Origin of the sequence: Bradyrhizobium sp. STM 3561 (assembly GCF_045571455.1) — a bacterium.
In the GTDB taxonomy this organism is placed as follows: Bacteria; Pseudomonadota; Alphaproteobacteria; order Rhizobiales; family Xanthobacteraceae; genus Bradyrhizobium; species Bradyrhizobium vignae.
On the sequence record NZ_CP120695.1, the window covers coordinates 6,892,433 to 6,905,797 of the forward strand.

Annotated in this window: 11 protein-coding genes; 1 reads left to right on the forward strand and 10 read right to left on the reverse strand. The window is 65.9% G+C overall.

Going from position 1 to position 13,365, the window contains the following annotated elements; translation table 11 throughout:
- Positions 1-85: 85 nt before the first annotated feature.
- The 4 genes from infB to rimP form a co-directional block, all read right to left on the reverse strand.
- On the reverse strand, positions 86-2,767 hold the full coding sequence (gene infB, locus P6U28_RS32710) for a translation initiation factor IF-2 (protein ID WP_122400140.1): 2,682 nt from the start codon (positions 2,765-2,767) through the stop codon (positions 86-88).
- 69 nt (positions 2,768-2,836) lie between these two features.
- Complete coding sequence (locus P6U28_RS32715) at positions 2,837-3,520, reverse strand: RNA-binding protein (RefSeq protein ID WP_122400139.1); 684 nt, start codon at positions 3,518-3,520, stop codon at positions 2,837-2,839.
- 77 nt (positions 3,521-3,597) lie between these two features.
- Positions 3,598-5,208, reverse strand: a complete 1,611-nt coding sequence (gene nusA / locus P6U28_RS32720) for a transcription termination factor NusA (RefSeq protein WP_122400138.1) — start codon at positions 5,206-5,208, stop codon at positions 3,598-3,600.
- 2 nt (positions 5,209-5,210) lie between these two features.
- A complete protein-coding gene (gene rimP, locus P6U28_RS32725; protein WP_122400137.1) occupies positions 5,211-5,966 on the reverse strand; it encodes a ribosome maturation factor RimP in 756 nt (251 codons plus the stop codon).
- Between the two features lie 358 nt (positions 5,967-6,324).
- On the opposite strand from rimP, the gene P6U28_RS32730 reads away from it, so the two are divergent.
- On the forward strand, positions 6,325-7,407 hold the full coding sequence (locus tag P6U28_RS32730) for a DUF2336 domain-containing protein (protein ID WP_407120492.1): 1,083 nt from the start codon (positions 6,325-6,327) through the stop codon (positions 7,405-7,407).
- 131 nt (positions 7,408-7,538) lie between these two features.
- On the opposite strand, the gene trmB is transcribed toward P6U28_RS32730, so the two are convergent.
- The 6 genes from trmB to ybeY form a co-directional block, all read right to left on the reverse strand.
- Complete coding sequence (trmB, locus tag P6U28_RS32735) at positions 7,539-8,249, reverse strand: tRNA (guanosine(46)-N7)-methyltransferase TrmB (protein ID WP_122400136.1); 711 nt, start codon at positions 8,247-8,249, stop codon at positions 7,539-7,541.
- Positions 8,246-9,403, reverse strand: a complete 1,158-nt coding sequence (locus P6U28_RS32740; RefSeq protein WP_122400135.1) for a M20 family metallopeptidase — start codon at positions 9,401-9,403, stop codon at positions 8,246-8,248. The genes trmB and P6U28_RS32740 overlap by 4 nt, the downstream gene beginning before the upstream one ends.
- An 86-nt stretch (positions 9,404-9,489) precedes the next feature.
- Positions 9,490-9,903, reverse strand: coding sequence for a helix-turn-helix domain-containing protein (locus P6U28_RS32745; protein WP_024338547.1), 414 nt, complete (start codon positions 9,901-9,903; stop codon positions 9,490-9,492).
- A 216-nt stretch (positions 9,904-10,119) separates the two neighbouring features.
- Complete coding sequence (lnt, locus tag P6U28_RS32750; protein WP_122400134.1) at positions 10,120-11,733, reverse strand: apolipoprotein N-acyltransferase; 1,614 nt, start codon at positions 11,731-11,733, stop codon at positions 10,120-10,122.
- Positions 11,730-12,848 (reverse strand): hemolysin family protein, encoded by a 1,119-nt coding sequence (locus P6U28_RS32755; RefSeq protein ID WP_162500040.1) that lies wholly within the window; start codon positions 12,846-12,848, stop codon positions 11,730-11,732. The genes lnt and P6U28_RS32755 overlap by 4 nt, the downstream gene beginning before the upstream one ends.
- A 1-nt stretch (position 12,849) precedes the next feature.
- Positions 12,850-13,359, reverse strand: a complete 510-nt coding sequence (ybeY, locus tag P6U28_RS32760; protein ID WP_407120493.1) for an rRNA maturation RNase YbeY — start codon at positions 13,357-13,359, stop codon at positions 12,850-12,852.
- Between the last annotated feature and the right edge of the window lie 6 nt (positions 13,360-13,365).

Here is a 13,365-nt window from a genome sequence, read left to right on the forward strand (position 1 = left end):
TGGGGTGGATGGCCGGAAAAATCCGGCCATCGCACTCCCGCAATCTCAGTTCAAAAAAATCCGAACGCTTCGGTAAGATTTGGACTTACAGGGAGCGCTGGATCGTCTCCACGCGATAGCACTCGATGACATCGCCTGCGCGCATGTCGTGGTAGTTCTCGAAGGCCATGCCGCATTCCTGACCGGACTGGACTTCCTTCACTTCGTCCTTGAAGCGTTTCAGCGTCGACAGCTTGCCTTCATGCACGACGACGTTGTCGCGGATCAGGCGCACATTGGCGCCGCGTTCCACGGTGCCGTCGGTGACGCGGCAGCCGGCGACCTTGCCGACCTTGGAGATGTTGAAGATCTCCAGGATCTCGGCATTGCCCAGCATGGTTTCGCGCAAGGTCGGCGCGAGCAGACCGCTCATCGCCTTCTTCACGTCGTCCACGAGGTCGTAGATGATGTTGTAGTAGCGGATCTCGATGCCGTTGCGCTTGGCGGCCGCAGCGGCTTCCTTGTTGGCACGAACCGAGAAGCCGATGATCGCGGCGTTGAAGCCTTCAGCCAGCGTCACGTCGGATTCCGAGATGCCGCCGACGCCGGCATGCAGGATGCGGGCGGCGACTTCGTCGGTGCCGAGCTTCTCCAGCGAGCCGAGGATCGCTTCCAGCGAGCCCTGCACGTCGGCCTTAACGATCAGCGGGAATTCCTTGCGGCCCGCCGTCTTCAATTGCGACATCATCTGCTCGAGCGAGCCGCGCATGCCGGAGATCGAGGCTGCCGCGTTCTCGCGCTTCTGGTGCGCGCGGTAGCTGGTGACCTGACGGGCGCGGGCTTCGTTCTCGACCACCGCGAGCCGATCGCCGGCCTCCGGCGGACCGTTGAAGCCGAGCACTTCGACCGGCACCGAGGGACCGGCCTCCTGCACCGTCTCGCCCTGATCGGAGATCAGCGCGCGGACGCGGCCCATTTCGGCACCAGCGACGATGATGTCGCCGACACGGAGCGTGCCGCGCTGCACCAGCACGGTGGCGACCGGACCGCGGCCGCGATCGAGCTTGGCCTCGATCACGGTGCCTTCGGCCGGACGCTGCGAGTTGGTCTTCAGGTCGAGGATTTCGGCCTGCAGCGCGATCATCTCGAGCAGCTTGTCGAGATTGGTCTTGTTCTTGGCGGACACCTCGACGTCGACGACCTCGCCGCCGAAGGACTCCACCTGCACCTCGTGCTGGAGCAGTTCGGTGCGCACGCGCTCGGGCTTGGCGTCGGGCTTGTCGATCTTGTTGATGGCAACGATGATCGGCACCTTTGCCGCCTTGGCGTGGTTGATGGCTTCGACCGTCTGCGGCATGACGCCGTCATCGGCCGCGACCACCAGCACGACGATGTCGGTGACCTTGGCGCCGCGAGCGCGCATCGCGGTGAACGCGGCGTGGCCGGGCGTGTCGATGAAGGTGATCTTCTTGCCGCTTTCGGGCGACACCACCTGATAGGCGCCGATGTGCTGGGTGATGCCGCCGGCCTCGCCGGAGACCACGTTGGCATGGCGGAGCGCGTCGAGCAGCGAGGTCTTGCCGTGGTCGACGTGGCCCATCACGGTCACCACAGGCGAACGCGTCTCGGTATCGGTGGAATCGTCGACGGTGTCGAACAGGCCTTCCTCGACGTCCGATGCGGCGACGCGCTTGACGGTGTGGCCCAGTTCTTCGGCGATCAGCTGGGCGGTGTCGGCGTCGATCACGTCGGTGATCTTGTGCATCGCGCCCTGCTTCATCAGCAGGCGGATGACGTCGACCGCGCGCTCGGACATGCGGTTGGCGAGTTCCTGGATGGTGATCGCTTCCGGGATCGTCACCTCGCGGACCAGCTTCTCCTTCGGCTCGTTCGAGGCGTGGCCCTTCAGGCGCTGGGTGCGGCGGCGGAACGAGGCGATCGAGCGCTCGCGCACGTCATCGGCATTGAGCGCCGTGACGACGGTGAGGCGGCCGCGTTCCTTCTGAGGGCCGGGCTTGTGTGTGGTCTTCGGGGCTGCCGCGGGACGCATCGCGCCGCCGGGGCCGCGACGAACCTGGCGCGGAGCCTCGTCTTCGTCCGGCTCGGCCGCAACAGCGGGGCCGCGACCGGGGCCACCCGGACGCTGCGCGGTCGTCGTTGCAGGCCGCGCCGGCGTTGTTCCCGGGCGTGCCGTCGTGGTGCCGGGCCGCGGCGCAGGCGCGGCCGGTGCCGCGGTTGTGGGACGCGCGGCGGCCGGCTGCTCGCCTTCCCCAAAGCGCTTCTTGGCCTCGGTCTCGGCCTTCCGCTTGGCTTCGTCCTCATGGCGATGCCGCTCTTCCTCGGCCTTGCGACGGGCTTCGGCGGCTTCGCGCTCGGCGCGTTCGGCGGCCTCGCGGGCGGCGCGACGCTGGGCCTCTTCCTCGGCCTGGCGGCGTTCCTCGATCTCGCGCAGCTTGGCATCGGCCAGTGCGCTGGCGCGGGCGGAACGCTCGTCCTCGGTCAGGGTGCGCAGCACCACGCCGGAACCGGCGTTGCGGGGCGGGGCGGGCGGAGCCGGACGCGACGGAGCGGCGGGTGCGGCCGGCGCGGGCTTTGCAGTCACCTCGGGCGCGTGCGGCTCGGGGCCGTCGCCAATGCGGCGCTTGCCGCGCTTCTCGACCACGACCTGCTTGCTGCGGCCATGGCTGAAGCTCTGGCGCACGGTGCCCGTTTCGACGCGCGGCTTGAGCGATAGCGTCTTGCTCGGAACGCTCAGCTTCTTGTCGCCAGGGGTCTTGGTATCAACCATTCAGCAGTCCTAATCCTGATTTGTCAGTGTTGTGCGTTGCCGCACCGTCCTATCGGGTCGTCTTGTCTCTCAGAAATCCTGGCCGGGCTTGTCGGCAGTCTTGTCATCGTCCGCCATCCGGTATCGGACCAGCATCTGGCTACGTGACAGGAATGACTTGCTCGCCGGGCCCGCGAGCAGGGCAGCATGTATCACATTTGACCGGGTCAGTGCCAAATCCAATTCTAATGATTTCAGTGCGGTGACGACGGGAATCTGCGGCTTGGCGCCGCGATTTCCGGCATTTTGACGCGCCAGCATGTCCAATTTGCGGATTCCGTCCGCGGCCCCGTCGCTGGCATGGATCAGGACCTCGACCGTTCCTTCCCGAAGGGCGCTCTCGACCTTGCCGAAGCCGGCCACGACCTGGCCCGCCTTGGCGGCGATCCCAAGGGCTTCCGTCACGCTCCGAACCAGGAGCGCCTCGATGTCAGTGGGAAGCGTCTGAGGGACGCGCAGATCGCGCTTGAAGGCCTTGCTGAATTGGTGACGCCGCACGGCTTCCGCAACCACCTTGCGTGAGGCGGTGACCCACATGCCGCGTCCGGGCAGCTTGCGCTTGAGATCGGGAACTATTTGACCGTCAGGCGAGATGACGAAGCGGATCAGCTCGTCGATCGGCCGGACCTCGCGGCTGACCGCGCACATGCGCATGGTCGCGGACCTTTCGGTCCGCGGCCCATGGTCGAGTTCGCTGTCAGTGCTGGCGAGCATCCGGGCGACATCCTCCTTGGCCTTCTAGATCGCGTGATCTTTACGCAAAGCCGGTCTCCACTTTTGCCAAACACGCCTTAGGCCGGCTGGTCTTCGGTCGCCTCGGTCTCTTCGGCCGGCTTGGCGAGATCGGCCTCGGTGATCCAGCCGGCCTTGACACGGGCCTGCATGATCATCGCTTCGGCATCGTCACGGGAGATGTCGATGCCGTCGAGCGCGCCGGCGTGCTTGGTCGGCTCGCCGCCTTCCTTGCGCTCGGTCCAGCCGACCAGATCGTCGGTAGCGCAGCCGGCGAGGTCGTCGACGGTCTTGATGTCGTTCTCGCCGAACTTCACCAGCATCTTCGAGGTCACGCCGGGCACGTCCTTGAGGGCGTCCTCGACGCCAAGCTCCTTGCGCCTGGCCTCGAGCTCGGCTTCCTGCTGCTCCAGATATTCGCGAGCGCGGTTCTGCAGCTCCTGCGCGGTCTCCTCGTCGAAGCCTTCGATGCCGGCGAGTTCCTTGACGTCCACCATCGCGAGTTCCTCGACCGAGGTGAAGCCTTCGGACGCCAGCAACTGGCCGACCACCTCGTCGACATTGAGCGATTCCATGAAGACGCGGGTGGAGTTCTCGAAGTCGGCCTGGCGGCGCTCCGATTCCTCCTGCTCGGTCAGGATGTCGATGTCCCAGCCGGTGAGCTGCGAGGCCAGACGCACGTTCTGGCCGCGACGGCCGATCGCCAGTGAGAGCTGGTTGTTGGTGTCGGGCACGACGACCTCGATGCGCTCGCGGTCTTCGTCGATGACGACCTTGGACACTTCCGCCGGCGCCAGCGCGTTGACGACGAAGGTCGCGATGTCGGGCGACCAGGGAATGATGTCGATCTTCTCGCCCTGCAGCTCGTTCACCACGGCCTGCACGCGCGAGCCGCGCATGCCGACGCATGCGCCGACCGGATCGACCGAGGAATCGCGGGAAATCACGCCGATCTTCGCGCGCGAGCCGGGATCGCGGGCCACCGCCTTGATCTCGACGATGCCGTCATAGATCTCCGGCACTTCCTGCGCGAACAGCTTCGCCATGAACTGCGGATGGGTGCGGGAGAGGAAGATCTGCGGACCTCGCGTCTCGCGGCGGACGTCGAAGATGTAGGCGCGGACGCGGTCGCCGTTGCGGAACACTTCGCGCGGCAGCATCTCGTCGCGGCGGATGATGGCTTCGCCACGGCCGAGATCGACGATCACGCTGCCATATTCGACGCGCTTGACGACGCCGTTGACGATGTCTCCGATGCGGTCCTTGAATTCCTGGTACTGCCGGTCACGCTCGGCCTCACGCACCTTCTGCACGATCACCTGCTTGGCCGATTGCGCGGCGATGCGGCCATATTCCAGCGGCGGCAGGGTGTCGGCGATGGTGTCGCCGACCTGGGCGCCGGGATTGGCGCGCTGCGCGTCGACCAGCGAGATCTGGTTGGCATGGTTCTCGACCTTGTCGACCACCAGCATGTGGCGCGACAGCCGCAGCTCGCCCTTCTTCGGGTCGATCTCGGCATGAACGTCAGTCTCGCTGCCGTAGCGTGCCCTGGCGGCCTTGGCGATGGCGTCCTCCATCGCCGCGATGACGATGCCGCGGTCGATCGATTTCTCGCGAGCGACGGCATCCGCGATCTGAAGCAATTCAAGTCGGTTGGCGCTGACTGCCATGGCTAGTCTCCTTGGTCAGGCTCGGTCTCGCCGCGCCGCGCGCGTTCGGCGGCAAGGCGATGTTTCTTCGTGTTGGTCGGGGCCGGCTTCTTCTTCGGCTTGGTGTTCTTGGTGGTCTTCTCGCTGATCTTGGCGTGTGGCGCCTGCGGCGGCTCGAGACCGAGATTGCGGCGCATCTCGCGCGCCTCGGCCTTGCCGCGACGCATGGATTCGGCGATCAACTCGTCGGTCAGCACGAGGCGTGCCTCGCCGATATCCTCCATGGTCAGGAGAACGTCCGCATCGTCGCCCGCCTTGACGTCGTCGCGATGCAGATGCACGCGGTCGCCTTCGACCGCGCCGAGCGTGCCGCGGAAACGCTTGCGCCCCTCATGCGCGACCGCCATCTCGATCTTCACCAGATGTCCGGAATAGCGCTCGAAATCGGAGCGGCGCACCAGAGGACGGTCGATGCCCGGCGAGGAGATCTCGAGGCGATAGGCGCGATCGATGGGATCGGCGACGTCGAGCACGGGCGACAAGGCCCGCGAGATCGCCTCGCAATCCTCGATCTGCATCGAGCCGTCCGGCCGCTCGGCCATGATCTGCACGGTGCAGCCTGCCTCTCCGGAAATGCGGATTCGAACCAGGCGGTAGCCCATGCCCTGGAGCACGGGCGTCGCCACCGCCGACACCCGTGCCGCGACGCCGGGCTCGACCACGAGCCGCGGCTCGGCCAACAATTCGGCATCCGTGGAACCAGGGGTCGGTTCGGTCATGTCCAGGGTCAGGGCGCTCGATGGTTAAGGCTTGGTTACGACGTCAAAGCCCGTTTCGGAACTTTCCCGACGACGCGTCGGGCCGCATCTTCCGCCAAGCCGCGTTCAGGTAATAAAAAAGAGCGGGTCCTTGCGGGCCCACTCTCACTACGCGGATCGTATGAGAAGATGAATTGGCGCTGATATAGCGCTTTCCCAGCTCCCGGACAAGGCCCATTGCAGCCGGAACGGGCCTTTTTGCGCCGATCCGCGGGCCCCGCGCAACGCTTCCTTCATCAAGCAGGCCTAGATTGCCGGATTGTGGGGCGGCTTGAACCAAGGGCGCACCCGCGGCGTGCCCCGTTCGAGTTGCGTATTCATGGCCGTTGCCACGTCGCTCATTCCTGGACTGGACGATATCGTCAAACGCGGCGATCCGCGGCGACGCGGCGAGATCGCGCGTGCCATCGCCCAGCTGTTCTTCCAGGGCGCGGAGAAGCTCCGCCCCGAGTTGATCGATCTCTTCGACAATCTCCTCATCGATCTCGTCCCGCATGCCGAGCTCGCCTCGCGCATCGATCTGGCCGAGCGCTTCTCGCGCCTGAACAACGCGCCGCCGCACCTCGTCAATCAGCTCGCGCGCGAAAACGAGATCATGGTGGCCGGTCCCGTGCTGCGCCGCTCGCCCGTGCTCGACGACGCCGCTCTGGTCGAGATCGCGCGCTTGAAAGGGCAGGGCCATCTCCTGGCGATGACCGAGCGCCTCGCTCTGTCTGCCGTCGTCACCGACGTGCTCGTCGAGCGCGGCGATCGCGACGTGGTGCGGCGCGCCGCAGCCAATGCCGGTGCGGTGTTCTCGCCAAGCAGCTATTCCGAGCTGATCAAGCGCGCGGCGCAGGACGGCGTGCTGACGCTCAAGATCGGCCAGCGCAATGATCTCTCAGGCGAGAACCTGAAGCGGCTGCTCGACGGCACGCTCGACGTCATCCGCCGCCGCCTCTCCACCGTGGTCAATCCCGCGCGCCAGGCCGAGATCAAGCGCGCCATGTCGGCGATGGACGAAGCTGCTCGGCCGCCGGGGCCGCGGCGCGATTTCTCCGCGGCACAGCGCACCGTGCTGACCCTGCATCGCGAGGGCCATCTCGGCGAGAGCGCATTGCTCGGCTTCGCCAAGGCGAACAAATCCGAGGAATCGATCGCCGCGCTGTCGGCGATGTCCGGCGTTCGCCTCCAGGTCCTCGACCGCCTGATCGGGGGCGACCGCTACGATCCGCTTCTGATCCTGGGCCGCGTGCTGAACCTGGGCTGGCCCACGGTGCGCGCGCTGATCCTGCTCTGGTACGGATCGAACCGTACGCCCGCCGATGCCGACATTGAGGCCGCACGCCTGAACTTCACGCGCCTGATGCCGGCGACCGCCGAACGGGTCGTGAATTTCTGGCGCAACCGGCAGACGATTTAATCGAGGTTCAGGTCTTCGCCGTCATGGCCGGGCTTGTCCCGGCCATCCACGTTCTTCGTGCCACCGAAAGAAAGTGCGTGGATGCCCGGGACAAGCCCGGGCATGACGACCGCGGATGGGCCGCGCGAAATCTACACCCGCTTGAACCGCAAGTAAGCCGCCTTGCGTCCTTCGCGCGCGGCCTTCCGGCCGTAGCGCGTCATGGTGTAGCCCGGCCACGGCCGCCGGAAATCGTCGGCGCGCTCGGCGAGCCAGACGAAGTCCGGCGAGCGCGCAAGATGCGACAGCGTCCAGGCGCAGTAATCGTCGATGTCGCAGACGAAACGGAATTCGCCGCCGCTTCTGAGCACGCGCGCCATCGCGGCGATGGTCCGGTCCTGCACGAAGCGGCGCTTCCAGTGCCGCCGCTTCGGCCAGGGATCGGGATGGATCAGGTCGATCCGCGACAGCGAAGCCTTCGGCAGCCAGGCCAGCAGTTCGGCGGCATCGCCCGCGAACAGGCGGATGTTGCCGATGTTGGCAGCCTCGATCTGCGCGAGGATCTTTGCCATGCCGTTGACATAGGGCTCGCAGCCGATGAAGCCGGTCGTGGGGAAGCTCTTCGCTTCGGCCGCGAGATGCTCACCGCCGCCGAATCCGATCTCGAGCCTGACATCTTCGGCTGCCGGGTCGAAGAGTTCGCGGGCGTCCGCCGGCGCCTCACGGTCGATGTCGAGCGCAAGATGCGGCAGCAGCTGCTCGATCAATCCGGCCTGGTGTTGCCTGAGCTTGTGGCCCTTGCGGCGCCCGAAGAAGGCGCGCTCGCTGTCCTCGCGATCGGGATCTGATTTGCGTTCGCTCATCGCAGCGTCTGATACAGGCGATGGAGCAGCCGCGCGCGCGGCGCGAGCGACGAGACGTAGAGCTGCTCATAATGGGTATGCGCGCCTTTGCCGTCGACGCCGAGCCCGTCGAGCGTTGCGGTGTGCGCGGCGGTGAAATTGCCGTCCGAGCCGCCGCCGGTGTGGGTATCGATCAGCTCGAAGCCGATCTCGCTGGCGAGCGCCTTCGCATGCTCGTACAGCGAGGCGCCTGCATTGCTCTTCTCGTAAGGCGGTCGATTGAGCTCGCCGGTGACCTCAACGGTAACGCCGTCGGTCTTCGATCTCAGAGAGAGAATCTTGCCGACGAACTCGTCCGCATCCTCGAGGCTCACGACGCGCAGATCGACTTCGGCATAGGCCGCTTCCGGCGTGACGTTGGGGCGCGTGCCGCCGCGCACCACGCCGACATTGACGCTGACGCCGCGCGTCAGATCGTTCATCCCTTCCAGCTCCAGGATCACGTTGGCGAGCTCGCGAACGGCACTGCGGCCGTCCTCGGGACGCGTACCGGCATGTGCGGGCACGCCTGTGATGAACACCTGGAAGCGTCCGACGCCCTTGCGTCCGGTGACGATCTTGCCGCCGTCACGCGCCGGCTCGGTCACCAGTACATATTTGGCCTTGCGTCCCTCCCGCTCGATCAGCGCGCGCGAGGTGGGGCTGCCGATCTCCTCGTCGGAGGTGAACATGTGGGTGATGCCGAGCGGCGAACCGTCGCCGGTGGCGCAGAGTGCGCGAAAGGCGTGATGGGCGATGTAGGCGCCGCCCTTCATGTCGTAGATCCCAGGGCCGAACGCGACGTCGCCTTCGACCTTGAACGGCAGGCGCTCGATGAATCCGATGGGATGAACGGTATCGAGGTGGCTCAGCACCAGGATGCCTGGCCGATCCTGCCCCCAATTCGTGCGCGCCACGAGATGATCGCCACAGCCGTCCACGCCGGCGATGCGCTCGAGCGTGACGGGCAGGTCGCGATATTGCTCCGCGACCAGGGAGACCAGCTTGTTGACCTGTTCAGGTGCTTCGGTCGGCGTCTCGATCTCCACCCAGCGGCGGATGCCATCGAGAATAGTTTGTGAGTCGAACCAATTGGAGTCAGTCATGGACGCATCTGTGCCTTTGAATCGCATCATCGAAGCGGACGCGCATCAAAGCGCGGTCGTAAATGACGACATAGGCCAGATTTGATGCAGTCTCAAATCGCCATGCAGATGGCGCTTCAGCGCTTGTCGGGACCTTCGCGGGCCGCAATCTGCTCGACGAGATCGACGATCGAACGGCGCATCTTTGAATCGGTGATTCGCGTGAAGGCCTTGGTCAAGGCGAGCCCTTCGGAGGTCGCGAGAAAGTCCGAGACGTAGGAGGGCGAGGCGCCTTCGCTGAAGCCTTCCGGACCCGGCACGCCGCTCGGGCCGCCCTCGAACAGGAATGACACCGGCACCTGCAGAATCTCGGCGATCTGCTGGATGCGGCTCGCGCCGACCCGGTTGGTGCCCTTCTCGTATTTCTGGATCTGCTGGAAAGTCAGGCCCAAAGCTTCACCGAGCTTCTCCTGGCTCATGCCCAACATGATGCGGCGCATGCGCACGCGACTGCCGACATATTTGTCAACAGGGTTGGGCGCTTTCGACATTTCCTCAGCCCTCCAAACATCACCTTCGGCGCAATCATCACGCCTGCCTCGGGTGCAAACTCGTCAAAATCGAACCCTGTTATTGGGAAACATTGCGGAGAAATTTAGCAATGCGCCGCTGTCTTTCGCAGCCGGTGCAGAATGGGGAGCCCGCGTGCAGTCTGTCAACCGTGGGACTACGGTTGTCAAAGGATTCTGGCCGCGGCGGCGGCGCGATCAGGGCTGACGCTTGCCGACGCGTCGGCGGACCGCCAGGAGCACGGCCACCGCGACGAGCAAGGCTGCGGGCGCATCACCCACCCGTGCATAGACGGTCGGTGGAATCGCGGCCGGCAGGTTCGCGTCCAAAATGCCTTCGATGCCGAGACCGAGGCTCGCGACCATGCGCCCGACCGGATCGATCACTGCGGAGACTCCGGTATTGGCGGAGCGGACCAGTGGCAATCCGAGCTCGATCGCGCGCATCCGCGACTGCTCCAGGTGCTGATGGGGGCCGGTCGAGATGCCGAACCAGCCGTCGTTGGTGAGGTTCACGATCCAGCCCGGACGTTCATTGCGTCCAGCCACTTCGCCGGGAAAGATGGCTTCGTAGCAGATCAGCGGCAGCGCAGGCGGCGCGCTGGGCACCGTCAGTGCATGCCGCACGGTGCCGGGAATGAAGCCGCCGCGCACACGCGTCAGTTGCTCGAAACCGAGCTTCTCCATCAGCGCCTGGTAGGGGAGAAATTCTCCGAACGGGACCAGATGCAGCTTGTCGTACACTGCGAGCACGCTGCCGTCGTGATCGATCACGTAGATCGAGTTATAGGCGCGCGTGATCGGCGTGCCCCGCGGCAGGTCGGGCGCGCGGACCGATCCCGTGATCAGCACGGTGCCCTTCGGCAGCAGGTCCGCGATTTGCGCCATCGCGTCGGCTTCGCGGGTCAGGAAGAACGGAAAGGCGGATTCCGGCCAGATCAGGATGGTGGCATCGCGCACGCCGGTTGATTGCGGGCCGGAGGCGCGGTCCGACAGTGCGAGATACGTCTTCATCACCTCCGCCTTGGCGGCGTAGTTGAATTTCGCGTCCTGCTGCAGGTTCGGCTGCATCAGGCGCAGCTTGGCGCCGGACACCATCGTGGTCGGATGCAGCGACAGGCGGATTGCGCCGAAGATGCCCATGGCCACCAGAAGCGCGACGGCGGCCGCCGGCACGCGCCATTGCAGGCGGCGATCGGCCGTGCGGTCGATCAGCGTCGCTGGGCTTGCGAAGATCGCAACCGTCAGGAACGTCATGCCCCACAGGCCGATCAGCGAGGCCGTCTGCGCCAGCGGCAGTGGCTCGGAGAGCGCATAGCCGAACGCGTTCCAGGGAAAGCCGGTCAACGCATGACCGCGCAGCCATTCGCTGATGGTGAGGCTCGCCGCGAGCGCAAGCACGCGCGTGGCGTTCTTGGTCCACAGCAGGCGCGCCACCGCAAAGCCGATCGCCGTGAAGATCGACAGATAGGCCGGCAGGCCCAGCACGGCGAACGGCGTCAGCCAGGCGAACATGTCGGCGTCGACGAAGAAGGCGTAGCCGATCCAGTAGAGGCCGGGCACGAAATAGCCGAGCCCGAACCAGTAGCCGGTCAACGCGGCGGTGGGGACGCCGCCATAGCGTCCGCCGCCGGCGCCGTCGATCAGCCATACCAGCACCGGGAAGGTGACGAACAGCACCGGGAAGAGATTGAACGGCGCCAGCGCCAGCACCGACAGTGCCCCGGCCGCCATGGCGATGACGGCGCGCTGCCATCCCCAGGTGAGGATGATGGCGAGCGCAATCTGCCGAAGTCGCTGCGATGGACTCACTGCGGGCCGGCCCCGTCGCTCGGGGGCGGCGTGGGTGTGTCGCTGGCCGGCGGTTGTCCGCTCTCGGGCGTGGCTTCACGGCGCCGGCTCTCGCGCTGGGTGCGCGGCGCCGGACGCTCCTTCCGCGTCGAGATGCGCAGCCGCTTGACACGGCGCGGATCGGCATCGAGCACCTCGACCTCGTAGGTGCCGGGACCCGAGATCACCTCGCCGCGCACCGGCAGGCGTCCGACGAAGCTCACGAGATAGCCGCCCAGCGTCTCCACCTCCTCGCCGGCCTCGCCGGTGACGAAGTCTTCGCCGATCACCGAGCGGACGTCGTCGAGGCTGGCGCGGGCATCGGCGATGAAGGCGTTGTCGGGCAGGCGCACGATCGAAGGCGGCTCGTCGCTGTCGTGCTCGTCGTCGATCTCGCCGACGATCTGCTCGACGATGTCCTCGATCGAGACCAGCCCGTCGCTGCCGCCATATTCGTCGACCACCAGCGCCAGATGGATGCGCGAGGCCTGCATCTGCGCGAGCAGGTCGATCGCCCGCATCGAGGGCGGCACGTAGAGCAGCTTGCGGATGATGTGCGCGTCATGAAGCGGCAGCGCGAGATCGACGGTGCGCAAGTCGAGCCCGGCCGGCAGCGGCTTCTTGCGCTTGGTCTTGGTGGCTTCCGGCACGCGGGCGCGTGCGGTCATGAAAGCGAGCAGGTCGCGGATGTGGACGATGCCGACGGGATCGTCGAGCGTCTCGTTGAAGACCACGAGGCGGGAATGGCCGGCGCTCTCGAAGCGGTCCATCAATTCCCCGAGCGGGATGTCGCGCTTCACTGCGACGATGTCGGCGCGATGCACCATGACGTCGGCGATACGACGCTCGTGCAGGCCGAGGATGTTGCGCAGCATGGTGCGCTCGACGGCCGAGAAGCCGGTGTCGTCGGGTGTCGTCGCGTCCAGCACGACCTGCAGGTCATCGCGGACCGATCCCGCCTTCCAGCCGAACAGCGTCCGGATGGCGCGCAGCAGCCAGTTGTCCGCCGTCGGGCGCATCACCTCGCCTTGCGTCACCACGGCCGGCAAATTGGCGGTGTTGCGCGGATTGTCTTGGATCGGATCGGAATCCGGCATCTCAATGCGTCCCCGGGCGGTCTGCATAGGGATCGGGTATGCCGAGATGAGCTAGGATCTCACGTTCGAGCGCTTCCATCTCCTCGGCGTCGCCGTCGTTCTCATGGTCGTAACCGATCAGGTGCAGGAATCCATGCACGGCGAGATGGCTCAAATGATGGTCGAACGGCTTTTCTTCCTCGTCCGCCTCGCGCCGCGTGGTCTCATAGGCGATGGCGATGTCGCCGAGCATGCGCGGCGCATCGCCCGGTTTCCATTCGCCTTCCGGCTGGAGCGCGGGGAACGAGAGCACGTTGGTGGGCTTGTCGATACCGCGCCAGTTGCTGTTGAGGGCACGGATGCCGGCGTCATCGGTCAGCATCACAGCCACTTCGGCGTCGGCAACGTCGTCTTCGACGCTCTCGGCGGCGGCCGCCATGGCGCGCTGGATCACCGCTTCGGAATCAGGCTCGCGCTGCCAGCAATCGGCGACGACGAGGACCTCGGTCATGGGAAAATTGGGATGGGACATTGTGCT

What these genes read in the sequence shown, in the direction of transcription:
- P6U28_RS32740 (WP_122400135.1), bottom strand. Translation starts at nt 9,403, where the DNA reads ATGATGCGATTCAAAGGCACAGATGCGTCCATGACTGACTCCAATTGG.
- nusA (WP_122400138.1), bottom strand. Translation starts at nt 5,208, where the DNA reads ATGGCAGTCAGCGCCAACCGACTTGAATTGCTTCAGATCGCGGATGCC.
- rimP (WP_122400137.1), bottom strand. Translation starts at nt 5,966, where the DNA reads ATGACCGAACCGACCCCTGGTTCCACGGATGCCGAATTGTTGGCCGAG.
- P6U28_RS32730 (WP_407120492.1), top strand. Translation starts at nt 6,325, where the DNA reads ATGGCCGTTGCCACGTCGCTCATTCCTGGACTGGACGATATCGTCAAA.
- trmB (WP_122400136.1), bottom strand. Translation starts at nt 8,249, where the DNA reads ATGAGCGAACGCAAATCAGATCCCGATCGCGAGGACAGCGAGCGCGCC.
- P6U28_RS32745 (WP_024338547.1), bottom strand. Translation starts at nt 9,903, where the DNA reads ATGTCGAAAGCGCCCAACCCTGTTGACAAATATGTCGGCAGTCGCGTG.
- P6U28_RS32755 (WP_162500040.1), bottom strand. Translation starts at nt 12,848, where the DNA reads ATGCCGGATTCCGATCCGATCCAAGACAATCCGCGCAACACCGCCAAT.
- ybeY (WP_407120493.1), bottom strand. Translation starts at nt 13,359, where the DNA reads ATGTCCCATCCCAATTTTCCCATGACCGAGGTCCTCGTCGTCGCCGAT.
- infB (WP_122400140.1), bottom strand. Translation starts at nt 2,767, where the DNA reads ATGGTTGATACCAAGACCCCTGGCGACAAGAAGCTGAGCGTTCCGAGC.
- P6U28_RS32715 (WP_122400139.1), bottom strand. Translation starts at nt 3,520, where the DNA reads ATGCTCGCCAGCACTGACAGCGAACTCGACCATGGGCCGCGGACCGAA.